The organism is Rhodospirillales bacterium, assembly GCA_016712595.1.
GTDB lineage: Bacteria > Pseudomonadota > Alphaproteobacteria > Rhodospirillales > Defluviicoccaceae > Defluviicoccus.
Genome location: JADJQT010000001.1, coordinates 128660 through 154527, shown reverse-complemented (window position 1 = coordinate 154527; position 25868 = coordinate 128660). Strand labels below are relative to the sequence as shown.

General features: G+C 63.1%; 20 protein-coding genes and 2 pseudogenes. 9 read left to right on the top strand and 13 right to left on the bottom strand.

Annotated features, from left to right (window positions below; all coding sequences use genetic code 11):
* The first annotated feature begins 85 nt into the window (after positions 1 to 85).
* The 4 genes from IPK66_00650 (at position 86) to IPK66_00635 (ending at position 3157) form a co-directional block, all read left to right on the top strand.
* Entirely contained in the window at positions 86 to 520 is a 435-nt protein-coding gene (locus tag IPK66_00650) for a transcriptional repressor (protein ID MBK8173844.1), read from the top strand.
* Between the two features lie 136 nt (positions 521 to 656).
* Entirely contained in the window at positions 657 to 1076 is a 420-nt protein-coding gene (locus IPK66_00645; protein MBK8173843.1) for a rubrerythrin, read from the top strand.
* A 116-nt stretch (positions 1077 to 1192) separates the two neighbouring features.
* The gene (locus IPK66_00640) at positions 1193 to 2545 is read left to right on the top strand and encodes a glycerol-3-phosphate dehydrogenase (GenBank protein MBK8173842.1); all 1353 of its coding nucleotides are present in this window, start codon (positions 1193 to 1195) and stop codon (positions 2543 to 2545) included.
* A gap of 27 nt (positions 2546 to 2572) precedes the next feature.
* Positions 2573 to 3157, top strand: a complete 585-nt coding sequence (locus IPK66_00635; protein MBK8173841.1) for a DUF3501 family protein — start codon at positions 2573 to 2575, stop codon at positions 3155 to 3157.
* 86 nt (positions 3158 to 3243) lie between these two features.
* Here IPK66_00635 and IPK66_00630 read toward each other — a convergent pair whose 3' ends face one another.
* Positions 3244 to 3750, bottom strand: a complete 507-nt coding sequence (locus tag IPK66_00630) for a hypothetical protein (protein MBK8173840.1) — start codon at positions 3748 to 3750, stop codon at positions 3244 to 3246.
* 143 nt (positions 3751 to 3893) lie between these two features.
* On the opposite strand from IPK66_00630, the gene IPK66_00625 reads away from it, so the two are divergent.
* Positions 3894 to 4886, top strand: a complete 993-nt coding sequence (locus IPK66_00625; GenBank protein ID MBK8173839.1) for a D-glycerate dehydrogenase — start codon at positions 3894 to 3896, stop codon at positions 4884 to 4886.
* Between the two features lie 2 nt (positions 4887 to 4888).
* Here the strand turns inward: IPK66_00625 and IPK66_00620 are convergent.
* The 6 genes and pseudogenes from IPK66_00620 to IPK66_00595 form a co-directional block, all read right to left on the bottom strand.
* Positions 4889 to 6263: pseudogene (locus IPK66_00620) on the bottom strand (cysteine--tRNA ligase).
* Between the two features lie 20 nt (positions 6264 to 6283).
* Entirely contained in the window at positions 6284 to 7663 is a 1380-nt protein-coding gene (locus IPK66_00615; GenBank protein MBK8173838.1) for a glutamate--tRNA ligase, read from the bottom strand.
* Positions 7660 to 9319, bottom strand: a pseudogene (locus IPK66_00610) (NAD+ synthase). Before IPK66_00610 ends, IPK66_00615 begins: the two are co-directional and overlap by 4 nt.
* A gap of 168 nt (positions 9320 to 9487) precedes the next feature.
* Positions 9488 to 10570: a cation diffusion facilitator family transporter gene (locus IPK66_00605; GenBank protein MBK8173837.1), complete on the bottom strand. Its 1083-nt coding sequence runs from the start codon at positions 10568 to 10570 to the stop codon at positions 9488 to 9490.
* Between the two features lie 198 nt (positions 10571 to 10768).
* The gene (locus tag IPK66_00600; GenBank protein ID MBK8173836.1) at positions 10769 to 11926 is read right to left on the bottom strand and encodes an MFS transporter; all 1158 of its coding nucleotides are present in this window, start codon (positions 11924 to 11926) and stop codon (positions 10769 to 10771) included.
* A 94-nt stretch (positions 11927 to 12020) separates the two neighbouring features.
* Positions 12021 to 12875, bottom strand: a complete 855-nt coding sequence (locus IPK66_00595) for an ABC transporter substrate-binding protein (protein ID MBK8173835.1) — start codon at positions 12873 to 12875, stop codon at positions 12021 to 12023.
* Between the two features lie 451 nt (positions 12876 to 13326).
* On the opposite strand from IPK66_00595, the gene ndk reads away from it, so the two are divergent.
* Positions 13327 to 13749 carry a nucleoside-diphosphate kinase gene (ndk, locus tag IPK66_00590; GenBank protein ID MBK8173834.1) on the top strand — a complete coding sequence of 141 codons (423 nt, stop codon included), beginning with the start codon at positions 13327 to 13329 and terminating at the stop codon, positions 13747 to 13749.
* A gap of 78 nt (positions 13750 to 13827) precedes the next feature.
* On the opposite strand, the gene IPK66_00585 is transcribed toward ndk, so the two are convergent.
* Positions 13828 to 14481: a phosphoribosylglycinamide formyltransferase gene (locus tag IPK66_00585; protein MBK8173833.1), complete on the bottom strand. Its 654-nt coding sequence runs from the start codon at positions 14479 to 14481 to the stop codon at positions 13828 to 13830.
* Between the two features lie 2 nt (positions 14482 to 14483).
* On the bottom strand, positions 14484 to 15620 hold the full coding sequence (locus tag IPK66_00580) for a phosphoribosylformylglycinamidine cyclo-ligase (protein MBK8173832.1): 1137 nt from the start codon (positions 15618 to 15620) through the stop codon (positions 14484 to 14486).
* A gap of 119 nt (positions 15621 to 15739) precedes the next feature.
* On the opposite strand from IPK66_00580, the gene IPK66_00575 reads away from it, so the two are divergent.
* From IPK66_00575 to IPK66_00565, 3 genes are all read left to right on the top strand, one after another.
* Entirely contained in the window at positions 15740 to 16966 is a 1227-nt protein-coding gene (locus IPK66_00575) for a hypothetical protein (protein MBK8173831.1), read from the top strand.
* 62 nt (positions 16967 to 17028) lie between these two features.
* A complete protein-coding gene (locus IPK66_00570) occupies positions 17029 to 18147 on the top strand; it encodes an AI-2E family transporter (protein ID MBK8173830.1) in 1119 nt (372 codons plus the stop codon).
* On the top strand, positions 18147 to 18830 hold the full coding sequence (locus IPK66_00565) for a DNA replication protein (protein MBK8173829.1): 684 nt from the start codon (positions 18147 to 18149) through the stop codon (positions 18828 to 18830). The genes IPK66_00570 and IPK66_00565 overlap by 1 nt, the downstream gene beginning before the upstream one ends.
* 507 nt (positions 18831 to 19337) lie before the next feature.
* Here the strand turns inward: IPK66_00565 and IPK66_00560 are convergent.
* From IPK66_00560 to IPK66_00545, 4 genes are all read right to left on the bottom strand, one after another.
* On the bottom strand, positions 19338 to 22019 hold the full coding sequence (locus IPK66_00560; protein ID MBK8173828.1) for a pyruvate, phosphate dikinase: 2682 nt from the start codon (positions 22017 to 22019) through the stop codon (positions 19338 to 19340).
* 10 nt (positions 22020 to 22029) lie between these two features.
* Positions 22030 to 24117, bottom strand: a complete 2088-nt coding sequence (locus IPK66_00555) for a glycine--tRNA ligase subunit beta (GenBank protein ID MBK8173827.1) — start codon at positions 24115 to 24117, stop codon at positions 22030 to 22032.
* A gap of 33 nt (positions 24118 to 24150) precedes the next feature.
* Positions 24151 to 25026, bottom strand: coding sequence for a glycine--tRNA ligase subunit alpha (locus tag IPK66_00550; GenBank protein ID MBK8173826.1), 876 nt, complete (start codon positions 25024 to 25026; stop codon positions 24151 to 24153).
* 138 nt (positions 25027 to 25164) lie between these two features.
* Entirely contained in the window at positions 25165 to 25866 is a 702-nt protein-coding gene (locus IPK66_00545) for a GNAT family N-acetyltransferase (protein MBK8173825.1), read from the bottom strand.
* Between the last annotated feature and the right edge of the window lie 2 nt (positions 25867 to 25868).

The following is a 25868-nucleotide window of genomic DNA, read 5'->3' as shown; positions in this document are numbered from 1 at the left end:
CGTTCCACGAAGGAGACGGCGTTCCGTCGTGGGAAGACTCTGATACTCTTGCGATCCTCGGTGCCAAAGGGCCATATGAGGACGTATGAGCATGTCCAGACCCTTCAGCCGCGTTATCGATCTGCTGCGTCACGCCGACTTGCGACCGACGCGTCAGCGTCTCGCTCTCGCGCGCCTTCTGTTCGAACACGGCGACCGTCACGTCACGGCGGAGAGCCTGCACGACGAAGCCATTGCGGCGAAGATCGGGGTCTCGTTAGCCACTGTCTACAATACGCTGCATCAGTTCGTCGAGGCGGGATTGCTGCGCGAGATTATCGTCGACGCGGCGCGCTGCTACTTCGATACCAACACGAACGAGCATCATCACTTTTTTTTCGAACAATCGGGTCGCATCGAAGATATCCCGGCGGAGAAGGTGCTGGTTTCGGAACTGCCGCCAACGCCTCAGGGGATGCGGGTGGAGCGGGTGGACGTCATCGTGCGCTTGGCGGTGAATGCGAATAATAAGAGTAATTAACGGGTTATTTGTCTTTTTAGAATTCTTAAACGCTCGTTGACAGAACGCCCGCGCGACCTAATATCTGTTTGGTCAGATCGTGATCACTGCGAGCGCGGTTGCCTTGGCGCGCGTTCCGCATTGGAGGAGAGACGTCATGCCTGATCTCAAGGGCTCGAAAACTGAAGACAACCTGAAGGCCGCGTTCGCCGGCGAATCGCAAGCCAATCGTCGCTATCTGTATTTCGCGCAAAAGGCCGATGTCGAGGGCTACAACGACGTCGCCGCCGTGTTCCGCTCGACAGCGGAAGGCGAGACGGGACATGCGCACGGCCATCTCGATTTTCTCGAAAAGGTCGGCGATCCCGCGACCGGTCTGCCGATCGGCGGTACGGGGCTCAATCTGAAGGCCGCGATTGCCGGTGAGACGCACGAGTACACCGACATGTACCCGGGTATGGCCAAGACGGCGCGCGACGAAGGGTTCGACGAAGTCGCGGACTGGTTCGAGACGCTGGCAAAGGCCGAAAAATCGCACGCCGGCCGGTTCCAGAAGGCGTTCGATACCCTCAGCTAAGCGTTACCGGTCGCAGGGGGCCTAGGACGGGCTCCCTACGGCCTGTTTCGTGTTCGATCGGCGCCGACATCGCGAGCACGACGCCGCGCCCGGAAGAAAAGTCAAGGAAGCGGCTTATGCGCGAAGGTAGCCTCGAAGCACCAACTAGGCATCCCATTCCCTGGCGCGATGACGATTTCTATGATGCCGACAAGATCGATGTCGAACTCCGACGGGTTTTCGACATTTGTCACGGCTGCCGTCGCTGCTTCAATTTGTGCGATAGCTTTCCTCGCTTGTTCGACCTCGTGGATGCGGCTGACTCCGGGGAAGTCGAGGGTGTCGCCAGCGCCGACTTCAAGCAGGTAGTCGACGCGTGCACCTTGTGCGACCTCTGCTTTATGACAAAATGCCCTTACGTCCCACCGCACGAGTTCGACCTCGATTTTCCGCACCTGATGTTGCGGTATCGTGCCGCCGAATTTCGCGCGAAGGGCCTGTCCTTCGTGAAGAAGCAACTCACGGAAACGGATCGCAACGGCAAGCTCGCTGCACCGGTCGCGCCGATCGCCAACTGGGCGACCCGCTGTGGAAACAATTTGACCAGACCGGTGATGGAGGCCGTCGCCGGCATTCACCGAGACGCGTCCTTGCCCAAGTATTCCGGCAAGACCCTGGTTGCCCAGGCGCACGCCCGCCCGATCGACATCAACCGTCTGGCCCCCGCCTTTGGCCGCAAAGCCGTCCTCTACGCCACGTGCTTCGCCAACTACAACAATCCGACGATCGGGGCGGCAGCGCGCAAGGTGCTGGCGCGAAATGGCGTCGAATGCGAGGTGGTCTATCCACGATGCTGCGGTATGCCCCAGCTCGAGTATGGCGATCTTGCGCGCGTGGCCGAAGGCGCACGGCAAACGGCCATGGATCTTCGCCCGTGGATCGATAAGGGATACGATGTGATTACGCTGGTTCCCTCGTGCAGCCTGATGATGAAATTCGAGTGGCCGCTAATCGAACCAGAAGACGAGAATATTGCCTTACTCAGTCGCGCGACCTTCGATGCCGCCGAATACATCGTCGACATTCATCGCAAAGAAGGTCTTGCGGGCGGAATGAAACCGGTTCGTGGCGGCGTTACCGTGCACATTGCTTGTCACGCCCGGGCGCAGAACATGGGGCAGAAGGCGGCAGAGATGCTGAAGTTGCTGCCCGATACCAAGATCGAGGTGATCGAGCGCTGCTCCGGTCACGGCGGCTCTTGGGGAATCATGAAGGAAAACTTCGAAGTGGCCCTGAAGGTCGGCCGTCCTGTCGCCCGCCAGGCGAAAGAAAACGGCACGGAGTTTGTCGTTTCCGAATGTCCGCTTGCACGCGATCACATCGTTCAGGGCATGGAACGTGTCGGTGCCGAATCGGGGATTACGCACGGCGATGACCGGAAAGCGGTGAGCCACCCGATCGAAATTCTCGCGCTCGCCTACGCGCCGTAGGCCCCGGCCGGATAGGGGAGATCAGGAATGTTTCGTCTGATCACGCACGCCGACATCATGCCGATGGACGATTACGCGCGCATCCGCGACGGCCGTCGGCGCGAAATGGCGGCACTGAAGAAAGATCGGCGTGTCCACGTAGGACCGGACATAACATTTTACTTCGAGAGTTTCTCGACCATGCTGCACCAGATTCACGAAATGCTGGCGGTCGAGAAGGGCGGCGAAGCGCAGATCGAGGATGAACTCCGCGCGTACAATCCGCTCGTACCCAAAGGAGACGAGCTGGTCGCAACAATGATGATCGAGATCGACGATCCCAGGCGCCGGGACCGCATGCTCTTCGCCATGGCCGGAATCGATGCCTGTGTCGCGTTATCGGTGGACGGCGAAACGATTGCGGCGCAGGCGGAAAGCGATGTCGAGCGCACGACGGCAGACGGCAAGACGTCAGCGGTCCACTTCCTGCGATTCGGCTTCAGTCCTGATCAAATCACAGCGTTTCGACGGCCGCAGAACCGTGTCACCCTGACGGTGGCGCATCCGGCGTACGATCATATGGCGGCGCTGCCTGAAGCCGTCCGCGCGGCCCTGGCACAAGACTTCGCCTGATCATTGCCGCGCGGCGGGCCGGCCACCCCGGCCCCCCCCGTGAGCTGACCAACGACCAGCTGACATGTCGGGCGGAAAAGGGCGTGTCAGTCGATTTCTTCGAGCTTGTAGACGCCCCAGATCTCATTGCGCTGCAGCCAGCCCTTGACGCTGGACACCTGAATCTCACACCAGCTGTCATCCTTCGGGCAGGTGAGAACCTTGCCGATCACATTGCTTTCCAGCCGGGCGACAATGGCGCCGTTCATATCCGGCGAGGCGTGTAGCGGCGGTTCTTTGCCGGTGACGATCACCGAGCGCTTGGCCGAAAGCATGCTCGAGTGCATCCAGCCTTCCGCACCTTGCCAGTCGCGCACGCGTCGCCAGTGATAGTATTCGGCGGTCACCTCAAGGGGCAGGCCCTGCCGCCGGTAGGTCCAAACGATCGGGTATTGCTCGCCCGGTCCGCTACGCATATTGGCCTCGGTGGCGCGCAGGCTGACGAATCGGGGGATCGGCAGGCCGGAGGCCTCGGGCGCGGCGTACGCCGGGAACGCGCCAACAAAGACGACGAAGATGATCAGCAGGACGACGGACATCCGCAGACGATGCATGGACTCAATCGCGATGGTGGGTCACAATCCGAACAAGGGAATTATAGGGACGTCAGGGCGGCAGCGGTCAAGCCGCGTACGCGCCAAGGCAAGATAAAGCGGCTGCTGGCTCGACGGACGTTCAAGAAATCTTCCGGGGACTCATGGCCAAACTAAAACCCGTCGTCGTGGTTACACGCAAGCTTCCCGACGTCATCGAAACGCGGATGATGGAACTGTTCGACGTCCGCCTGAATCTGAATGACGAGCCCTTGTCCTCCGAGCGCCTCATCGAGGCCTTGCGGACAGCCGATGTTCTCGTTCCAACCGTGACCGACCGGATCACCGCGGTGATTCTCAACAATGCCGGAGATCGCCTGAAACTGATCGCCAATTACGGTACCGGCTTCGATCACATCGATCTCGCTTGCGCGCGTTCGCGCGGCATCACTGTCACGAACACGCCAGACGTCCTCACCGAGGATACGGCGGACATGACCATGGCGCTGATTCTCGCGGTACCGCGTCGGCTGACCGAGGGCGAGCGTTTGCTCCGCGAGGGCAAGTGGACCGGCTGGGGACCGACGTGGATGCTGGGCCATCGCGTCTCGGGCACGCGTCTGGGCATCGTCGGCATGGGGCGCATCGGTCAGGCGGTCGCGCGCCGGGCGCGCGCCTTCCAGATGAGCATTCATTACCACAACCGCAATCGGCTGCATCCGGACATCGAATCCGACCTCGAAGCGACCTATCACGAGAGCCTCGACCAGATGCTGGTGCGGATGGACGTCATCACCGTCCATTGTCCGCATACGCCCGCGACGTATCATCTTCTCTCCGCACGGCGCTTGAAGCTTCTCCGCCCGCACGCCTACATCGTCAACACCGCGCGCGGCGAGATCATTGATGAAGTTGCCCTCGTCCGCATGCTGCGTGCCAAGGAAATCGCTGGCGCGGGACTTGACGTTTTCGAGAACGAGCCGGCGGTCAATCCCAAATTCCTGACCATGCAGAATGTCGTGCTCCTGCCACACATGGGCTCTGCGACACACGAAGGCCGCATCGACATGGGGCAGCGTGTGATCATCAATATCCAAAGCTGGATCGATGGCCACAACCCGCCGAACCGTGTCCTGCCGGAAGACAGGATCTTCTAAGGTCAGGCGCGGCGCCAGGTTGTGCCTTGAGGGCCGTCTTCGAGGACGATCCCGGCGGCGAGAAGCTCGGCGCGGATTCGGTCAGCCTCGGCAAAGTTCTTCGCCTTGCGTGCCTGCACGCGTGCGGCGATGTGCTGGTCGATGTCCGCCTCCGCGATCTCCGGGCATCCTGCCGGCTGCCACTGGAGCCACGTTTCCGGGTCCTCGGTTAGCAAACCGAGAGGCTCTGCGGCTTGGCGCAGTGCGCCTTTGGCAGCATTACGCTCATTCTCGCTCCCGGCGCGATTGACAATCGCCAGACGCTCGTGCAGCGCCGCCAGCGCCGCCGGGGTGTTCAGGTCATCACACAGCGCCTCCACCACGTCCGCCGCCGCCGCTGGATCACCTGCTTCCGCCGTCGTTGCGGCGTTTGTGCCGCCCCGAAGCGCGCTGTAAAAGCGATCGAGCGTCCGTTTGGCTTGCGTGATGCCGTCCTTGGTGAAGTCGAGCGGCTGGCGATAGTGCGTTTGCAGCAAAACTAGCCGGATAGCCTCGCCCGGGGCCCCCCTTTCTCAGATCGTTCACGGTGTAGAAGTTGCCGAGGCTTTTCGACATCTTCTCGCCTTCGGTCATCAGATAGCCGTTGTGCAGCCAGTAGCGGGCAAATGTCCGGCCTTCGTGGGCACAAGTGCTCTGGGCGATTTCGTTTTCATGGTGCGGGAAGATCAAGTCGGCTCCCCCGCCATGAATGTCGAACGTCTCGCCCAGGTAGCGACAACTCATCGCTGAACACTCGATGTGCCATCCAGGGCGGCCGCGCCCCCAGGGGCTCTGCCAGCCGATGTCGCCCTCCTCGGAGGGCTTCCACAGCACGAAGTCGCGCGGGTCCTTCTTATAGGGCGCGATCTCGACGCGGGCGCCAGCGATCATTTCGCCGAGGTCTCGCCGCGACAAGCTGCCGTAGTTCGGCATTGACGCAACGTCGAACAAAACGTGGCCATCGGCGGCGTAGGCGTGCCCGCGTTCGACCAGCAGAGCAATCATGCGCTGCATGTCATCGATATGCGCCGTGGCACGCGGCTCATGCGTCGGGTCGAGGCAGCCGAGCGCGCGCATGTCGGCATGATAGGCCTGAGTCGTTCGCCGGGTGATCGCCTCGATCGGCTCACCTGATGAGTAATGGGCAGCGATGATCTTATCGTCGACGTCCGTGATATTGCGTGCGTAGGCGACGTGGGCTTCGCCATAAAGGCGACGCAACAGCCGGAACAGCACATCAAAGATGACCGCCGGCCGCGCGTTGCCGATGTGCGCGTAGTCGTAGACCGTGGGGCCGCAGACGTACATGCGAACGTTTGCCGGATCGAGCGGTTCGAAGCGCTGCTTTTCCCGCGCCATCGTGTTGACGAGATGAAGGCTCACCGCGTGGTCTCCGTTGCCGCCAACGCCGCTGCTGGCTGCGGTCCGCTGGATGCAAGTCTCCGCTCGGCCGTCGCTCGTCCGATCAGCGGCAGGAGCACGCGCAGTTCCGGTCCATGCTCCCGACCGGTCAGCGCCAGCCGAAGCGGCTGGAACAGCGCCTTGCCGCTACGGCCACTCTCCTCCTTCACCAAGCGCGTCCACGTTTCCCAGGTGGTCTCGCCCCAGGGCTCGGCCGGCAGCAGCATCGCCGCGCTGCGGATAAAATCGGGATCGTCCACGATCGGCACGATCGCCCCGAAGCAGACATCGTGCCAGTAGGTGGCGTCGGAAAGCCGATGCAGGTTCAGGCGGATCGCTTCCCAGAAGGTGCGGTCGGCGCGCACAAGACCCATTCCGTCGAGCTTTGCCGCGATTGCATCATAATCGCTCGCATGCAGCAGCTGGGCGTTCAAGCGCTCGATCTGGTCTGTATCGAATTTCGGCGTCGCCCGTCCAAACCGGGCAATATCGAAGTCCGCCGCCAGATCCTCGAGCGACGAAATTGGGGTTTGTGGCTCGCCGGTACCGAGCCGGGCGAGATAGCCATTCAGGGTCATCGGTTCGATGCCGTCGTCGCGCAGCGAGCGCACTGTCATCGACCCCAGGCGCTTGGACAGCCCCTTGCCGGCACTGTCGGTGAGCAGTGGCAGATGCGCGAAGACCGGCGGTTCAACTCCCAGCGCCTGAAACATCTGGATCTGCACAGCCGCGTTGGCGACGTGATCCTCTCCCCGAATTACATGCGTGACGGCGAGGTCCACATCGTCGATTGTCGATGGCAACATGTAAAGGAACGTGCCGTCGGCGCGGACAACTACAGGATCGCTCATCCGATCCGCCTGCAATTCAACGCGTCCGCGGACGAGGTCATCCCAGCTGACGGTGCCGGCTTCAAGCAGAAAGCGCCAGTGCGGTTTCCGGCCCTCGGCGTCCAGGCGGCGGCGCTCAGCCTCCGAAACGCCGAGCGCGGCACGATCGTAAATTGGCGGCCGGCCGCGGGCGAGCAGGCGCTTGCGCTTATAGTCGAGTTCTTCGGGGGTCTCGTAACAGGGATAGACGCGCCCGTCCGCTTGCAGGCGCTCGAAGGTGGACTGGTAGGCGGCAAGTCGCTCGCTCTGCCGGGCCAGACTGTCCCAATCAAGGCCGGCCCACCGCAGGTCCTCTTCGATCGCGGTCGCGTACGCCGCGCTCGAACGGTCGGGGTCGGTATCATCGAAACGCAGCAGGAAATGCCCACCCGACGCCTTAGCGAACAGCCAATTGATCAACGCTGTCCGCGCGTTGCCGACGTGCAGCAGCCCGGTCGGGCTCGGGGCGAAACGAACCTTGGGAGTCATACCCGATCTGTAAACCCGTTGGTGATCGGGTAGCGCCGATCGCGGCCGTAAGCGCGGCGGGTGATCTTCACGCCGGGGGGAGCCTGACGGCGCTTATACTCGGCACGATCGACCATGCGCCATACCCGGCGCACGACATCGGGATCATATCCCTTTGCCGCCACATCGTCGACCGAAGCCTCGTCCTCGATCAGCGCTTCAAGAATTCCATCGAGCGTCTCATAGGGCGGCAGCGTGTCCTGATCCGTCTGGTTCGGCCGGAGTTCGGCCGTCGGGGCTTTGGTGATTACGCGTTCGGGAATTACGCGACCTTCGGGACCGAGAAGGACCGGGGGACGGGTCTGGTTGCGCCAGCGCGAGAGCGCGAAAACCGTCGTTTTGTAGAGGTCTTTCAAGACCGAGTACCCGCCGCACATATCTCCGTAAAGGGTCGCATAACCCACCGACATTTCCGATTTATTGCCGGTGGTCAGCAACATGTGGCCGAGCTTGTTGCTGATTGCCATCATCACCAGCCCACGCGAGCGGGCCTGGATATTCTCCTCGGTGACGTCTGCGGCGCGTCCTGCGAATACGCCGTCCAGCATCGAAGAAAACGCGCACATCGCCGGTTCGATCGTGACGGTGTCGAGATCGACACCGAGCAGGCGGGCGATCTCGGCGGCATCCTCGAGACTTTCGTCCGAGGTGTAGGGTGAGGGCATCATGATGCACCGTACACGCCCGGGCCCCAGCGCGTCGACGGCGACCGCCGCGCTCAGCGCACTGTCGATGCCGCCGGACAGACCGAGGGCGATGCCGGGGAATCGGTTCTTTTCGACATAGTCGCGCAGGCCCACGGTCACAGCCAGATAGATCGATTCCAAGCCGTTGACCATCGGCGCCTTGTCGCCGCCGTCACAGACCCAATATCCGTCCGACGTCTGACACCATCGACTCAAGGTTACGCCTTCCTGCCAGGCAGGCGCGAGCACGCGCAAGCCGTCGGCCGGGTCCCAGACGAAAGAGGAACCGTCGAACACAAGTTCGTCCTGGCCACCCACGAGGTTGACGTAAATCAGCGGCAGTCCGGTCTCATTGGTTCGTTCATCGGCGAGACGATGACGAACCTCCGGCTTGCTCGCCTCGAACGGCGAGCCGTTGAGGACGACGAGGAAATCAGCACCCGCTTCAGCAAGGTGCGAGGCAACCGTCGGCGTCCACATATCCTCGCAAATCATCACGCCAAGGCTGGCGCCACGGAACGTGACCGGTTGCGGCAGGGGGCCGGACCGAAAACACCCGCTTTTCATCGAACACGCCGTAATTGGGCAGGTCGTATTTCAGCCGAACCGCCGCAAGCCGACCGCTGTCGAGCAAAAGCGCGGCATTGTAGAGGCGGCCCTCGACGCGCCAGGGACAACCGACGAGCAAAGCCGGGCCGCCGTCGGCCGTATCGGCGGCGAGCGCAGAGACGGCGGCTTCCAGCCGATCTTGGAAAATCCGTTTGAGTACGAGATCTTCTGGCGGATACCCGGCAAGCGCGAGCTCTCCGAACACCAACAAATCCGCATCCGGTGTCGCTGCGCGCTGCGCGCGAATCCGCGCGATGTTGCCGTCGACGTCGCCGACGATCGGATTTACCTGTGACAACCCAACCGTAAGCAACTTGCTCATCGGGCAGAAACGATCTCAAGCTGAAAAGAAGCAAGCACCCTAAGGGCGCTGGCGCAGGCTGTCAACGAAGGCAATGGCCGGGACCAGGGCGATCGCCTTGGCGGCGGGCAGCGTTTGCCTTCGGCCCTCGATGAGGGTCTTTCTTGCCCAATTACAAGCGCAAACAGGTCATGATTTCTCCGACTCCACGCCAGCCACGATGCCTTTTTGCGTAAGCAGCGAAGTTTCCTGGCGATGCCCTGCCTCATCCTCGCACCCGGGATCGAGGCAGGCAATCCGCTCGATCTGGATCGTGACGTGGCGGATATCGTAGTCGTTGCGCAGAACGTCGCGCAGCTTGTGAAGAACATCGTCGTGATCCGCATCCGCGTCGATGCTGGCGTGCAAGGTCATCAGCGGCTGGTCCGGCGTTAGCAGCCAGAGGTGGACATGGTGAATATCGTTTACGCCCGGTACGGCGCCCACCAGGGCCGTGCGCAACTCACCGATGTCGACTCCGTCGGGCGCCCCCTCCATCAGCACATGAAATGAGCGCCCGACAAGTGACCAGGCGCTGCGGAGGATCAGCAAGGCGACGAAGACCGAAAGGATTGGATCGATCGGCGTCCAGCCCGTCGCCAGGATGACGATTGCCGCGACAATGGCGGCGACGGAGCCCAACAGATCGCCCAGAACATGCAATGCCGCGCCCCGGACGTTGAGGTCGTGCCGGTCACCGCCATGCAGGATGGCGAAGCTGGCGATATTGATGGCAAGGCCAGCCGCGGCGACCAACGCCATCATTCCCCCGAACACCGGGACGGGAGAGAACAGGCGCTGTGCCGCCTCGACGGCGATCCAAAGGGTAATCGCGATCAGCGTCGCGCCGTTGATAAACGCCGCCAGGACCTGAAGGCGATGCAGTCCGTAGGAATGCTTCAACGTCGCTGGTTGGCGGCTTGCGCGCACGGCAGCGAACGACAGGCCGAGCGCGGCGACGTCGGCCAACATGTGCCCGGCATCCGCCAACAGCGCCAGCGAGCCCGACAGAAAGCCGCCGACCACTTCGACGATGAGGAAGCTTGCCGTCAGAAGCAGCGCAAGGAAGATGCGTCGCTCGTTATCGGCTCCGCGAGTGCCGTGTGCTCCGTGGCCCGCGTGCGCATGACCGTGACTGTGGGCATGGTCGTGATGGTGTGAAGGCCCGCGAACGCCCGCAGGCCCGTTATGAGCGATGTGTTCGTGCTCGTGGTTGCCAGCGTGATCTGCCATCCGATAAGGATCCGTGAACTTCAGGCGGACATCGCGTCGATCTCATAGCGGGGATCAAGCCATTTGGCTGCGTCGCCATGCAAAATAGGGACCTTCGATTTTTCGTTCGTGCCATCCAACGGTGACCATCAATCGAGACTGCTTCAATTGGCAAGATCTATTCGGACCAAGTCATCGAAGGCGATGGACCGGTCAGCTTTACGCGAACGCGGGCTCGTCTCGACGCAAGAGCGGACGGATGCACGCGGCTCCTGCAAACCCGCTGATCGCCATCAGCCAATACGCCTGGCCGGCAAGCGTGGCGTAACCGAGGCCGGCCGCGTAGATCATCGTGCCGAGAAACAGGCCGAAGACGACCGCCGAATAAAGGCTTTGCGCCGAGGCTGACAGCGCGGGCGCGATGTTTCGTGAAATCCAGTGCATGGCACCGAGGTGAGCCGCGCCGAAACTGAGTGCATGCAAAGCTTGCAGAAAAACAATCAGCGACAGCGTATCGCTGGAGCCGGCGCCGAGCCAGCGAATGCCAGACGCGAGACCAGCGACGCCGATCAGACCGGCCGCGCCGAACCAGCGAACAGCGGCAGCGCCCACGGCAAACAGGGCAACCTCGCACACCACCCCTTCGGCCCAGAGCGCGCCGATGATGGTTTCGGAATAGCCGATGGATTGCCAGTGGATCGTGCCGAAGGCGTAATAGACGGCGTGGCTGCCCTGGACCAGACCGCAGGCAATGAGCATGCGGACAAAAGCGCCCTGCCGTAGGAGGTCAAGCACAGGCAGGCTGCGTGACACACTCCGCTCGGCTCGCAGATCAGGCAGCAAAGCGCAGGTTAGGGTGGTCGTGAGGATTCCCGCCAGAATCAGCCAAAACGTCGCGTCGACCGAAGTCCGGACGATCACGACACCAGCGACGAGCGCGCTAAAAATATAAGCAAGCGATCCCCACAGGCGCACGCGGCCATACTCGAAGCCGTCGTCGCGGGCTGCCGCCATCGTCAAGCTCTCGGCGAGCGACATCACCGGCGGCCAGAGCGGGAAAAAAAACAGGCTGACGAGCACGATCGGCCAGAACGTCCGGGCGGCCGCGAACAAGGCGAAGGCAAGGGCACTTGCAACCGCGAGGATGAGCATCGGTCGCCGCCGTTCGCCACTGCGATCGGCGACGTGCGCCGCGATCGGCAATCCGATCACCTTGGCGAGGATTCCAATCGCGAGAACCAAGCCGATTTCACTGGCGTCGAGCTCGCGTGCCGCGAGCCAAAGCGGCCAGAACGGTTGGATCGTCCCGATCACAGCGAAAAACGCGGCATAAAATGCGGCAAGCCGCAGGCAGGTCGTTGCAGGCAGGCGCGGCACAGGCGTTGATCAAAACTCAAAATCGATGGCTAGAATCACATTCTAACCGATCGTAGCAGTGCTGGCGCGCGCTCGCCACGCCAGCGCGCGCGGTTCAAGCTGCCTCTTCCTTCAGTGAATCGGTGAACTGCGCGAGATAGGTGAGCCCGGAAATGGCCCGGCTGCCGTACCACGACACCATCTGGGCATCGATCGGGTGAACCTTGGCCGAATGCTGCGGATGGGCTTCGATAAATTCTTGCCGGTGGTGCTCATCGAAGGGAAACGGCTCGCTGGAAAGCAGCACGAGATGGCAGCGATCAAGTAGCGCGTCGTCGATTTCCATCTGCGGATAGCGCCGATCCGCCAGGGCCGGCAGGGTATCGATGCCGGCGAGCGCCAGCATGCGCGAGATGTAGGTGTCACGCGCGACCGTCATCCAGGGATTCTTCCAGATCAGATAAAGAGCCGATCGCCGCGGCCGCTCGGCGGCGGTGGCTTGCGCCGACGCGATGGCATCTTCGAAGCGCTGGCACAACGCCTCCGCCGCCTCGATGCGCGCGAACGTGTTGCCAAGGAGGCGATAGAGCGCAAGGTTGTCTCGAACCTCGACGGGGTGAGTGACGACGATCTCGTAGCCTTCGTTCGTTAGCTCGTCAGCCAGCGCCCGCGGCGTCTCGTCGATGTTCACGACGATGTGGGTCGGTGCGAGTCTCCGCAGCTTGGCGATGTTGATTGATTTGGTGCCGCCAACGCTGGGCACGTCGCCGATCCGGTCTTTCGGGTGAACGCAGAACACGGTTCGTCCAACCACCCGTTCACCCAGATCCAGCGCGAAAAGCAGTTCGGTCACGCTGGGAACCAGCGAGACGATGCGCGGCGCGACCGCCGTCTGATGGCCGACGCCAACGGCATCGATTCGTGGATCGCCAGGAACGAACCTAGCGGTTGTCTTGCTTGCGCTACGCATCCAAAAGTTGAAAAAACCCGAGAGGAATAAAAATTTCGATTGTGATCCGCATCACAGAAATAATGCCCCGCCACCGCCATACTCTATGGCGGATGGACATTTCATCCGGAGTTCTCCCTTCCCTCAAGAGCACCAACTTGGGCCGGCTTTGCCGGCCCTGTTTTTTTGTTAAATGCTCTCGCGAGAGGATTCGTCCATCGCGACGGCACGTGGCCAAATCCAAACCTCAACGAACTATCGTTATTGTTGCGTAAATTGTGTCAATAACGTGGACGATAACGGTGTGACGACGTCGTCGCGTCGTTATAGCCCGCTCTTGCTTGTCAGCGACGGGAGGCGGGTCTATTAAAGCGCCGCTTCGGGCAGGCCCGATGCGAGGGCGGCCGCTGCTGCGGTTGCCAACACTTCCGCCACGCCGATACCGCCGAAAGGCTAGGGAGGGACCCTGATCATGGCCATTGAGAAAACACTGTCAATCATCAAGCCGGATGCGACCGCGCGTAATGTTACCGGCAAGATCAATGCTTTTTTTGAAGAAGGCGGACTGCGAATCGTTGCGCAGAAACGCGTCAAGCTAACCAAGGAGCAGGCGCAGAAGTTCTACGCTGTTCATGCGGAGCGCGCGTTTTATGACGAGCTGTGTGAATACATGATATCCGGTCCGGTAGTTGTTCAAGTCCTTGAGGGCGAAAACGCTGTTGTGCGCAACCGCGAAATCATGGGCGCCACAAATCCCGCCAATGCCGCCGAGGGCACCGTCCGCAAGGCGCTGGGGTTGAATGTGCAGGAAAACTCCGTGCACGGATCCGATTCTCCTGAGAACGCGGCGAAAGAAATCAGCTTTTTCTTCAGCGACGTCGAAATCGCGGGCTAAGGCATCCCCCACCGAGCGAAGCGGGCGGCCGGCAGCGGCCGACCCGGCGCCTCGCGGGATCGCCGGCTGAAGGTCCGTTCAGAGCGACGACGGGTTGATCAGCGCTGTCGGCGGAGCACTGGCACCGGCGATGGCAACCCGTTCAAACGAAACCTGCGTCCGGCCCTCGGCAATCAGTCGAACGGCGAGAGGATAGACGCGGTGCTCTTCGGCGAGGACCCGTGCTGCGAGCGCGTCGGCATCGTCGTCGCTGTGCACCGGAACAACGGCTTGCGCGATGATCGGCCCATCGTCCATCGCCGGCCGGACAAAATGTACGGTGCAGCCGGTGAAGCGGGCGCCATAGTCGAGCACGCGCTCATGCACGTGAAGCCCGCGAAAAGCCGGCAGCAGCGACGGGTGGATGTTCACCAGGCGGTCCCGCCAGCGGTTCACGAAGCCGTCGGTGAGTAACCGCATGAAGCCGGCGAGACAGACGAGTTCTGTGTTCGCCGCAAGGAGTGCGGCATGCACCGCGTCCTCGAAGTCGGCGCGATGGGCAAACGCGGTGTGATCGATCGTGCAGGTGGAAATTCCAGCCGCGGCAGCGTGCGCGAGTCCCTCGGCGCCGGGAACGTTCGAGACGACGAGCACGATGTCCGCTGGATAATCGGGGCTGGCGGCGGCGGCGATCAGCGCGCGCATGTTACTGCCGCGGCCCGAGATGAGGATTGCAACCTTCAGGTTTGCCACGGTTATCGCGCGCTCCCTGCGGCAGCGAGGCTTTCCAAGCCGATGATGTGGACCCGTGGTGCGTCGGCGTCGTGTGGGACGATCCGCCCGATGGCGAACACCTGCTCGCCGGCGAGCGCGAACGCGCGCGTCAGCGGCGCAACCTGTTCGGGCGCGCAGATAGCCGCCATGCCGATGCCGCAATTAAATGTGCGCACCAGTTCCGCGGGCGAGATACCGCCAGCCTGGGCGAGCCACGCAAAAACCGCAGGCACGGGCCATTGAGCGCTGTCGAGAACGCATGCCAGGCCAGCGGGCAAGACGCGCGGGATGTTCCCGACGAGTCCCCCGCCGGTGATGTGTGCCAGCGCATGCAGACCGCCCGCGGCGAGCGCCGCCAGGCATGCGCCGACATAGATACGCGTCGGCGTCAAAAGAACATCTCCGAGAGGGCGAGCGGGTTCGAACGGCGCGGGATCACGATAATCGAGCCCGGCCTCGCCGACGATCCGGCGCACAAGCGAAAAACCGTTGGAATGCAGGCCGGTGGAAGCGAGGCCAAGCACGATGTCGCCGGTCTGCACGGCCTGACCGGTCAATACCTGGTCGCGCTCGACCGCACCCAGGGCGAACCCCGCGAGATCGTAGTCGCCAGCGGCGTAAAGTCCCGGCATCTCCGCCGTCTCGCCGCCGATCAGCGCACAACCCGCCTGCCGGCAGCCTTCGGCGATTCCGGCGATGACGCTGCGCGCGGCCTCGACCGACAGATGCGGCGTCGCATAGTAGTCGAGAAAGAACAGCGGTTCGGCGCCCTGAACGACGAGATCGTTGACGCACATGGCGACGAGGTCGATTCCGACGCTCTCATGGCGGTCGCAGGCGATCGCCACTTTCAGCTTGGTGCCGACGCCGTCGGTGGCGGCCACAAGCAGAGGATCGCGAAAGCCGGCTGCTCGCGGATCGAAGAGCGCGCCGAAACCGCCGATCGCATCAACACACCCCGGCCGGCGCGTCGCCGTCGCAAGCGGCCGGATCGCGTCCACCAGTTTGTCACCGGCGTCGATGTCGACGCCCGCATCTTTGTAGCTGAGCCCGGTAATGGGTTTCCCCCGCGTGACATGGTAACCTGCCGAGCGTGGGCGGCAGTGAGCGGGAAACAATAATGCATAGGAGCCGTTTCGCAAACTTCGTGTGGCGTGGCGCGCCGCGGTGCGGCGTTTCGTGGCCGAACCGCCGTGCGTCGATGGTCCCGCGCGGGCACGCGGCGTCGTTGTCGTGGATGCGGCTCCTGGCCTTGTGCTGGCTCGTCGGTGCGTCGGCGATCGCCGGGTGCCGGCCGGCCTTCGCGACCGATGCACTCTTTCAAGTGCTCGACGTTCAGGTCGACGAATCGGCGCAGACCGCTGCACTCGCGCGGGAAAAGGCGCTTGCCGGCGGCGCACGCCGGGCCTGGGACGTGTTGATTCAGCGGTTCGTCGATCCGCGGCAGAAGCGGCCGATCCCCGACTATTCCCAAGGCGAGATCGACGATGCCATCAATGACTTTTGGGTAGGCGCGGAGAAGTCGTCGTCGGTGCGCTACATCGCCACGCTGAATTTTAATTTCCGCAAGGAGCAGGTGCAAAAATTGCTCTCGGCGCGCGGCGTTCGCTTTACGATGACGCCATCACCGCCGGTGCTCGTGGTGCCGGTCGTTGCCACGGTTCGCGATGCTGTTGCCGCGCCATCGACATCTCCGACACCAGCTTCCGTACCGCCGGTCCAACAGGCCGGGGCATCCGCGTCGACGCCGCCGTTGTCGACGGCCGAGATCGGCGGGGGCGCCGATTCCTGGCGCGCCGCCTGGCGGGGCGTTAAGATCGTCAGCCTCGTGCCGATACGCGTCTTTGGCGGTACCAGCGGTAGTGGCACGTTGACGGCTGACGATGCAGTGCACGGAGACGTCGGGCGCCTCTCTGATGCGGCTCAGCGCGACGGCGCGGTCGATGCCCTGGTCACTGTGGCGACAATCGCGCCAGCAATCGAGCCCAACAGCCATGCGCTCACCGTCTCATCGGTGCGCTATGGTGCCGGATCGCAACCCCAGGCACTCCCGGATCGGGTCTTTCCGATCGATGCCGACAAGCCAATCTCTGATGTATTCGCGCGCGCGGCGGAAGCCGTGGTACAAGACCTTGATGCGGAGTGGCGGCATGGCCCATCGGCCAGCATCAAGACCTCATCCGCGCTGGCAGTAACCGTACCCACCGCGAGCCTGGAGCAATGGGTGGAGCGGCGACAGGCGCTCGATTCGGTGCCGGGTATCGAGCGTATCAACGTCACCTCGCTGACGCGGGAAGGCGCCCACGTGACGATCGTTTATTCCGGCGGATCGGACGATCTGGAAGCAGCGCTTGCGCAGCGTAATCTCTACCTGCACAACCCCGATGGCGCGTGGATTGTCTCCTCCGAGCCGCCCGCGGCGCGCATTGATGAGACACCTGGTTTCGTCGCTCCGCCGCGATAGACATATCGCGACGTACACCGCACACCCGCATGGGCAATTCTGCCGCAAGGATATTGGCGACGATGCAAGCCGAAGAACGCATAAGCGAGGAGCGACGCATTCTCCTCTGGGTGAGCGTATTCGTCGTGCTCGGCATCATTGTTTACCTCCTGCGCGGGGCATTGATGCCGTTTGTGGCGGGTATGGGCGTCGCCTATCTGCTCGATCCTGTCGCGGACCGGTTGGAGCGGCTTGGCATTCCGCGCACGATCGCCTCGCTGTTAATCGTCCTTGTCTTTATCCTGATCGTCGCAGTGATTTTCGTCCTGCTCGCACCGGTATTGGCCGACCAGGTAACGGACCTGATCGCCCGCGTGCCAGAATACGTCAACACTCTACGAAAGGAGGCGACGCCGTTACTGCATAAGCTGCGTTCTCGTCTGACGGCGGGGCAGGCGGAACAGGTTGACGAAGCGATCAAGTCTCATGCCGGAGACATTCTATCCTGGCTCGGTTCGATCATGAGCGGGATCCTCTCCGGTGGAGCGGCCTTGCTTAGCGTCCTGGGGCTTGTGTTCATCATGCCGGTCGTCGCGTTCTATATGATTCGCGACTGGGACCAGCTGATCCTGCACATCGATTCACTGCTGCCGTTGAAGAGCGCCAAGACCATCCGCCGCCTCGCCCGGGAGATCGACTTACGGCTCAGCGGGTTCGTCCGCGGCCAGGCCCTGGTTTGTCTGCTTCTTGGCGTATGGTACGCTACCGGACTGACGCTCGTCGGCCTTGATTTCGCGCTGCTCCTCGGCCTTGCCGCGGGTGGCCTTACTATTATTCCTTATCTTGGCAACATCATTGGCCTCGGCTCCAGCGTGCTCCTGGCTACGGCGCAGTTCGATGATTGGGTTTCCGTGGCGCTGGTCGCCGGGGTCTTCCTGACCGGGCAGGTGCTGGAAGGCAATTTCATTTCCCCAAAGATTGTCGGCGACCGGGTTGGGTTGCACCCCATATGGCTTCTGTTCGCTGTGACGGCCGGTGGAAGCCTGCTTGGTATCACTGGGGCGCTGCTCGCGGTGCCGGTGGCCGCGGCGCTCGGTGTGCTTGTCCGGTTCGCTGTCGAACGTTACAGGCAGAGTACTCTTTATGCCGATACGGCCGCCGACGGCCCGCCGGCAGGAGACGAGCATACGGCCCTCGATTGATGGTGCCTCGACAACTTCCGCTCGCCCTGGAGCACCCACCGTCGCTCGTGGGGGAGAATTTTCTCGTCGCCCCGTCGAACCGGGATGCGGTCCGCTGGCTCGAACGGTGGCCGGACTGGCCGTCGCCGGCGATCGCGCTGTTCGGCCCATCAGGGTGCGGCAAAACGCACTTGTGCCAGGTGTTCCTTACCCGCAGCCTGGGCGTATCCGTCGAGCCGGCATCGTTGATGTACGATCGAGCGATCGATCTTATCGCCCACGCTCCGGCGTGTGTCATCGACGACGCCGATGGCGCTATTGCCGCCGGGCTGGAGGAGCCATTGCTGCACCTCTACAACAGTCTCGCCGAGCATAAAGGCAAGCTGTTGCTGACCGCGCGAGCGGCGCCGGCGCGCTGGCCAGTCAAGCTCGCCGATCTTCGATCCCGGCTCAACGCCGTTCCGTCCATCGGCATCGGCGCACCGGACGATGATTTGATAGCAGGGGTGCTGGTCAAGCTATTCGCCGATCGTCACCTCATCGTCGACAGTGAGGTGGTGCTTTACGCTTTGCCGCGCATTGAGCGCTCATTCGCCGCGGCCCAACGGCTAGTTGCGGACCTCGATGCCGCTGCGCTCGGAAGCCACCGGAAGATCACCGTGGCGCTGCTTCGCGACGTCATTCGTGTATCGGGTTGCGAATAGAAAGACTCGACCACGAATGGACGAAAGTCGCACGGCCGCGTATCGGGGGAATGTAGTATTCTGCTTGCATGACGCCGTGAAGCGGAGATGAGCTTCCACTCTGCCAACGGCGTTGTAGCCCTCCCATATCCGGCAATCGTTGTCGGTGGGTCAACTGGCTGGCGATGCGTGGCATCGCCGGCCGCCCTTGTCCCCCCGTGCCGTTGCCCGCGCTCTTCGATGGCCCGATTGGCGGCGATGGCTTCACCACCTTTGTCGGGCAGGGTCTCGTTTCAAGCCGGCTGGCGGGCGATATCGCCGTTTTGAATGGACGCAGAGGCGGATCGCAAGGCGCTTGGCTGCGGATCGCGCAAAGGGAGATCCGAAAATCAAAGAGGGGACCGAAGTCCCCTCTTTTCAGTTGAGCTGGCCCGTTGGTGGGCAGAGCACGATGCATTCTGCCTCTCCGGATCCGCTTTCCTCGCCCGCGCCGGCCCGCCTTCAGGCCGGCGCGGTCTGGTTGGCGGCTCAGGCCGTCGTGCTGACCATCCCCGTATCCATCGCCGCATGCGCCGCCGCCAGCCGCGCGATCGGCACGCGATAGGGCGAGCACGACACGTAGTCGAGCCCGACGCTGTGGCAGAAGTCGACCGAGGAGGGGTCGCCGCCGTGCTCGCCGCAGATGCCGAGCTTGATGTCGGGGCGGGTCTTGCGGCCGCGCTCCGCCGCGAGCTGGACGAGCTGGCCGACGCCTTCCTGATCGAGGACCTGGAACGGATCGTTGGGGATCACCCCACGATCCTGGTACTGGACGAGGAACGGACCTGCGTCGTCACGCGACAGGCCAAAGGTGGTCTGGATCAAATCGTTGGTGCCGAAGCTGAAGAACTGCGCACCCTCGGCGATCTGGTCGGCGATCAGAGCGGCCCGCGGCAGCTCGATCATCGTGCCGACCATGTACTCGAAGGTCGTGCCGCTCTTCTCCATCGTCTCCTTGGCGACGCGATCGACCATCTCTTTCAGGCGGTCGAACTCGTTCTTGATCGCGACCAGCGGGATCATCACCTCGGGCAGCACCGTTTCGCCCTTCTTCTTGACGTCGACGACGGCTTCGAAGATGGCCCGGCACTGCATCTCGTAGATCTCGGGATAGGTGATGCCGAGGCGGCAGCCGCGATGACCCAGCATCGGGTTGGATTCGTGAAGCTGTGATGCCTTAGCCTTGACGTCCTCGACCGTCTTGCCGGCGGCCTTCGCCACCTCGGCCATGTCGGCATCGGTGTGCGGCAGGAACTCGTGCAGCGGCGGATCGAGCAGCCGGACGGTCACCGGCAACCCGGTCATGATGGTGAACAGCTGGATGAAGTCGTCCCGCTGGTACGGCAGCAGCTTGTCGAGGGCGACGCGGCGCTCGGTCTCGGTATTGGCGACGATCATCTCGCGGACGTGAATGATGCGCTTCGGATCGAAGAACATATGTTCCGTCCGGCACAGGCCGATGCCCTCGCAGCCAAAGTTGCGCGCCGTCTTGGCGTCGAGCGGGGTTTCGGCGTTGGCCCGCACCTTGAGCTTGCGGATCTCGTCGACCCATCCCATCAGCGTGCCGAAATCGCCGGTCAACGCCGGCTGAATCTTCGGCACATCCCCCTTGAGGATCGCGCCGGTCGAGCCGTCGATGGTGATGACGTCGCCCTCGTTGAGCACGGTATTGCCCGAGGTCAGCGTCTTCGCCTTGTAGTCGATGCGCAGGTCACCGGCACCGGCGACGCACGGTATCCCCATGCCGCGGGCGACCACCGCCGCGTGGCTGGTCATACCGCCGCGGGTGGTCAGGATGCCCTGGGAGACGTGCATGCCACCGATGTCTTCCGGCGAGGTCTCGATGCGCACCAGCATCACCTTCTTGCCGGCTTTCGCCCACTCTTCCGCCTCGTCGGCGGTGAAGACGACTTGCCCCGAAGCGGCACCCGGCGAAGCCGGCAGGCCCTTGCCCAGTGATTCCTTGGGCGCCTTCGGATCGATCATCGGATGGAGGAGCTGGTCGAGCTGGGCCGGATCGACGCGCTTGACCGCTTCCTTCTTGTCGATCACACCCTCTTTGCACATTTCGACGGCGATGCGCAGGGCCGCTGCCGCGGTGCGCTTGCCATTACGGGTCTGCAGCATCCAGAGCTTACCCTTCTGGATGGTAAACTCCATGTCCTGCATGTCGTGGTAGTGATCTTCCAGGCGGTCGCGGATGGCGACCAGTTCCTTGTAGAGCGACGGCAATCCCTCTTCCATCGCCGGCAGGTCGGATTCGATTGCCTTCTTTTCGGCCAGCGAGATCGGCTGCGGCGTACGGATGCCGGCAACGACGTCCTCACCCTGGGCGTTGACCAGGTATTCGCCGTAAAACAGATTCTCGCCGGTCGAGGGATTGCGGGAGAAGCACACGCCCGTCGCCGAGTCCTCGCCCATGTTGCCGAACACCATCGCCTGCACGTTTACCGCCGTGCCCCAATGGTCGGGGATGTTGTTCAGCTTGCGATAGGTGTTGGCGCGCTTGTTCATCCAGCTTCCGAACACCGCCCCGACGGCGCCATAGAGCTGCTCGGTCGGGTCTTGCGGGAACTGCTTGCCGATCGCTTTTTGAATTTCAGCCTTGTATTGCTCGATCAGCGCCTTCCAGTCGTCAGCGGTCATGTCGACGTCGTAGGTCTTGCCGACCTTTTCCTTGTATTCGTCGATCAGCACTTCGAACTCGTGCTTACCGACACCGAGGACGACGTCCGAATACATCTGGATGAACCGGCGATAGCTGTCATAGGCGAAGCGTTCGTCGCCGGTCAGCTTCACTAGGTTCAAAACGGTGGTGTCGTTCAGACCGAGATTGAGCACCGTGTCCATCATGCCCGGCATCGAGGCGCGCGCGCCCGAGCGAACAGAGACAAGCAGCAGCGGGCCTTCGGTCGCGCCGAACTTGGCGCTCATGATCTTCTCGACGTGGGCAAGACCGCCGGAGACCTGATCGCGGAGATCCGGCGGGTAGGTTTGGCTGTTGGCGTAATAGTACGTGCAGACCTCGGTCGAAATGGTGAAACCCGCCGGCACCGGAATGCCGAGGCTGCTCATTTCCGCGAGGTTGGCCCCCTTGCCGCCAAGCAAATTCTTATCCTTGGCGCCGCCTTCGGCTTTGCCGTCCCCGAACGTGTAAACCCATTGTGTCATGGCTTGCTTCCTACCCTTCGATTTGTGCGAAATCTGCTACCCCGCCGAGCGCTGACCGGATTTGCGATAGCAGCTTCAACCGATTCTCTCTTCGTTGCGCGTCTGCGCAATTGACCTGGACACGGTCGAAGAACGCATCCACGGGCTTTCGCAATCCGGCCAGGATTGCCATGGCGTCGCGGAACCGCTCATCGGACAGGGCCGCGGCGATTTCGTCGCGTGCCTCTGACAGCGCCCGATACAGATCCGATTCTTGATTTTCAGCCAGAAGTTCCTCGTCTACCTCCCCGACGTAGTGCCTCTTATCTTTATTCTCTTCGATACGGACGATGTTGCTCGCCCGCCGGTAGGCCACGAGCAAGTTAGCACCGTCGTCGGAAGTGAGAAAGTCTCTTAGCGCGTCGACCCTAGCCAAAAGTCGCACGAGATCGTCCTCATTGCCGTCCGCGAACACCGCCGAGACCAGATCGTGGCGCACGCCCTGCTCGCGCAGGTGCACCTTGAGCCGATCGGCAAGAAAGGCGAGAAGGTCGTCGCAGACGGTGACGGCGCCCGATTGGGTAGTGCCGTCGGGATAGGCCGCCTGAGCGCTTTCGAAGAGCGGTCGCAAGTTGAGGCGAAGGCCGTTTTCGATGATCAGGCGGATGACCGCGAGCGCGGCTCTTCGCAAGGCGAACGGGTCTTTCGAGCCGGTCGGCTTCTCGCCGATGGCAAAGAAACCGGCGAGCGTATCGATCTTATCGGCGAGGGCGACGGCGATGCTGACCGGCGTTGTCGGGCAGCGGTCGGACGGCCCCTGCGGCGCGTAGTGATCGGCGATGGCTTCGGCCACCTCCGGTGCCTCGCCGTCATGGCGTGCGTAATAGCGACCCATGATCCCTTGCAGTTCCGGGAATTCGCCGACCATCGCGCTCATCAGGTCGGCCTTGGCGAGCGCCGCGGCGCGGGACGCCAGTCTCGCATCGCCACCGCACAAAGGCGCCAGCACACTGGCGAGAATACCGAGACGCTGGGTGCGCTGCAGATCCGAGCCCAGCTTGGCGTGGAAGACTCGCTCGGCGAGCTTCGGCACCCGGCTCTCCAGTGTACGCTTGCGGTCCTCGTCCCAGAAAAATTTGGCATCGGACAGGCGGGCACGCAGCACCCGCTCGTTGCCGGCGACGATCGCCGCCCCGCCGTCGCTCGCCTCGGTGTTGGCGACCAGCACGAAGCGCGGCGCCAGCCTGCCGTCGGCATCGAGCAGCGAGAAGTACTTCTGGTGGGCGCGCATCGCCGTGATCAGCACCTCGGCCGGCACGTCCATGAATCGTGGATCGATCGAGCCCAGCATCGGCACCGGCCATTCGACGAGGCCGGTGACCTCGTCGAGCAGTGCCTCGTCGGCGCGCACACTCAGGCCCTCGGCCGCCGCCAGCGCTTCGGCCTTCCGGGCGATCAGTGCCCGGCGCTCGGCCGGATCGAGCATGACTTTCGCATCATTCAGCTTTGCGGCGTAATCCGCGAAGTCGGTGACCCCGATCTCGCCAGGTGCAAGGAAGCGGTGCCCCTGGGTCGACGCGTTGCCGGAGAGCGTCAGGTCCGCCCCCAGAGGCTGCGAGGCGGCAAGGGGGGCGCCGTTGAATACGGCGAGAATGTTGTGCAGCGGGCGAACCCAACGGAAGTGACCTGCACCCCAGCGCATCGATTTCGGCCAGGGAAGGACAGTGAGGACTTCGATCAGGATGCTGGCCAGAACCTCGGGTGTCGCTGCGCCGGCGCGGACGTATGCCGCGAAGTAGGACGGCCCCTTGTCGGTCTCGCGGACCTCGGCTTGATCGATCGACGAAAGTCCTGCGGCGCGCAGGAAGCCCTGCACCGCCTTGTCAGGCGAGCCGACGCGTGGGCCCTTGCGCTCCTCCCGGACATCCGGCTGACGCTCGGGCAGGCCATCGACGACCAGTGTTAGGCGACGCGGGGTTACGTAGGCATCGGCCGAGGTGAAGGCGAGCTGCGCCTTGGCGAGCCTCTCACAGACCAGGCGCTTGAAGTCCTCGGCGGCGCGCGCCTGCATGCGCGCGGGGATTTCTTCGGACAACAGTTCGATGAGCAGTTCAGGCATCAGTGGCTCCGAGGGGCGATCGCCGCCGGCACGTCAGGCCGCATGGCCGCGGCTCGCCAACCAGGCCTCGCAGCACGCCTTCGCCAGCGCCCGCACCCGGCCGATGTAGGCGGCGCGCTCGGTCACGCTGATCACGCCACGGGCGTCCAGCAGATTGAAGCGGTGGCTCGCCTTGATGCACTGATCATAGGCGGGTAGCGCCAAGGGCTTATCCAGCGCCAGCAGCGCCTGGCATTCTGCTTCGGCGTCGGCGAAGTGGCGGAAGAGCTGCTCGGTGTTGGCGTATTCGAAATTGTAGGCCGAGCCTTCGCGCTCGTTCTGCAGGAAGACATCGCCGTAGGTGGTCCCGCAGCCGTCCCAATCGAGGTCATAGACGTTCTCGACGCCCTGGATGTACATCGCCAGGCGCTCAAGGCCGTAGGTCAGCTCGACCGCCACCGGGGCGCACTCGATGCCGCCGACCTGCTGGAAATAGGTGAACTGGGTAACCTCCATGCCGTCGCACCAGACCTCCCAGCCGAGACCCCAGGCGCCCAGGGTCGGGCTCTCCCAGTCGTCCTCGACGAAACGGATGTCGTGCACGGCGGGATCGATGCCGAGGTGACGCAGGCTCTCGAGGTAGAGGTCCTGCGCGTTCGGCGGCGACGGCTTGAGCAGCACCTGGAACTGGTAATAGTGCTGCAGACGGTTGGGGTTCTCGCCGTAGCGGCCGTCAGTCGGCCGCCGCGACGGCTGGACATAGGCGCAGCGCCACGGCTCGGGGCCGAGGGCGCGCAGCGTCGTTGCCGGATGGAAGGTGCCGGCGCCGACCTCAATGTCGTAGGGCTGGAGAACGACGCAGCCGCGCTCCGCCCAGAAGCCCTGCAGCGATAGGATCAGCGATTGGAAGGTGGATCGGTTCGGCGCCATTGCGGGATTGTTCGAACCCTTGCGGCAAAAGCGGCCGACGGCCGCTTTTTGGGAGCCGCGACCATACTGCCCGCTCTCCAGCCGGTCAAGAAACCGGCTGTCGGGTCGGCCGACACCGCAAGTGCTTGGTGATCGGTCTTAAGAGCGAGCCGCGAAGTCGCGCAACGCTGCCCGCTGGCGTCCCTCCGCGTCGAAGTTCTCGGGCGCGAGCCAGCGCTCGAAGACCGCTCGGCGTCCCGGCCATTCATCCGACAGCATTGAGAACCACGCGGTATCGCGGTTGCGGGTCTTGACGATGAGATGGCGGTAGAAGATGCCCTCGAAGCGAAACCCCAAGCGGAGCGCGGCGTTGCGCGATGGCTCGTTCAGCGCATCGCACTTCCACTCGACGCGACGGCAGCCGAGCGTCTCGAAGCTCTCGCGCAGCAGCAGGAACGTCGCCTCCGTCGAGGCCCGCGTGCGCTGCAGCCGCGGAGCGAACCAGACGTGGCCGATCTCGAGCACACCGTCGACCGGCCGGATGTTGAGCAGGCTGGCCATGCCGGCGGCGCGACCGCTCCGCCGTTCGCACACGGCGAAAAACAGCGGATCGAGCGACGTCGCGCATCCACCCAGCCAGGCGAGGAACGGCTCGCGCCCGCGAAACGGTCCATAGGGCAGGTACCGCCATAGCCGCAGGCTCTGTTCACCGGCGTGCCCGGACGCATAAAGATCTCCGGCGTGTTCGTCCGGCTCCAGTGGCTCCAGACGGACGAATTCTCCTTCGATCGCCGCGCGAGACGGCCGCAGGCCCGGAGGGCGCGGCCGCACTTCGGCTCCCGACAGTGCGCGCTCGCTCATCG

What these genes read in the sequence shown, in the direction of transcription:
- IPK66_00650 (MBK8173844.1), top strand. Translation starts at nt 86, where the DNA reads ATGAGCATGTCCAGACCCTTCAGCCGCGTTATCGATCTGCTGCGTCAC.
- IPK66_00645 (MBK8173843.1), top strand. Translation starts at nt 657, where the DNA reads ATGCCTGATCTCAAGGGCTCGAAAACTGAAGACAACCTGAAGGCCGCG.
- IPK66_00640 (MBK8173842.1), top strand. Translation starts at nt 1,193, where the DNA reads ATGCGCGAAGGTAGCCTCGAAGCACCAACTAGGCATCCCATTCCCTGG.
- IPK66_00635 (MBK8173841.1), top strand. Translation starts at nt 2,573, where the DNA reads ATGTTTCGTCTGATCACGCACGCCGACATCATGCCGATGGACGATTAC.
- IPK66_00630 (MBK8173840.1), bottom strand. Translation starts at nt 3,750, where the DNA reads ATGCATCGTCTGCGGATGTCCGTCGTCCTGCTGATCATCTTCGTCGTC.
- IPK66_00625 (MBK8173839.1), top strand. Translation starts at nt 3,894, where the DNA reads ATGGCCAAACTAAAACCCGTCGTCGTGGTTACACGCAAGCTTCCCGAC.
- IPK66_00615 (MBK8173838.1), bottom strand. Translation starts at nt 7,663, where the DNA reads ATGACTCCCAAGGTTCGTTTCGCCCCGAGCCCGACCGGGCTGCTGCAC.
- IPK66_00605 (MBK8173837.1), bottom strand. Translation starts at nt 10,570, where the DNA reads ATGGCAGATCACGCTGGCAACCACGAGCACGAACACATCGCTCATAAC.
- IPK66_00595 (MBK8173835.1), bottom strand. Translation starts at nt 12,875, where the DNA reads ATGCGTAGCGCAAGCAAGACAACCGCTAGGTTCGTTCCTGGCGATCCA.
- ndk (MBK8173834.1), top strand. Translation starts at nt 13,327, where the DNA reads ATGGCCATTGAGAAAACACTGTCAATCATCAAGCCGGATGCGACCGCG.
- IPK66_00575 (MBK8173831.1), top strand. Translation starts at nt 15,740, where the DNA reads ATGCGGCTCCTGGCCTTGTGCTGGCTCGTCGGTGCGTCGGCGATCGCC.
- IPK66_00570 (MBK8173830.1), top strand. Translation starts at nt 17,029, where the DNA reads ATGCAAGCCGAAGAACGCATAAGCGAGGAGCGACGCATTCTCCTCTGG.
- IPK66_00565 (MBK8173829.1), top strand. Translation starts at nt 18,147, where the DNA reads ATGGTGCCTCGACAACTTCCGCTCGCCCTGGAGCACCCACCGTCGCTC.
- IPK66_00560 (MBK8173828.1), bottom strand. Translation starts at nt 22,019, where the DNA reads ATGACACAATGGGTTTACACGTTCGGGGACGGCAAAGCCGAAGGCGGC.
- IPK66_00555 (MBK8173827.1), bottom strand. Translation starts at nt 24,117, where the DNA reads ATGCCTGAACTGCTCATCGAACTGTTGTCCGAAGAAATCCCCGCGCGC.
- IPK66_00550 (MBK8173826.1), bottom strand. Translation starts at nt 25,026, where the DNA reads ATGGCGCCGAACCGATCCACCTTCCAATCGCTGATCCTATCGCTGCAG.
- IPK66_00545 (MBK8173825.1), bottom strand. Translation starts at nt 25,866, where the DNA reads ATGAGCGAGCGCGCACTGTCGGGAGCCGAAGTGCGGCCGCGCCCTCCG.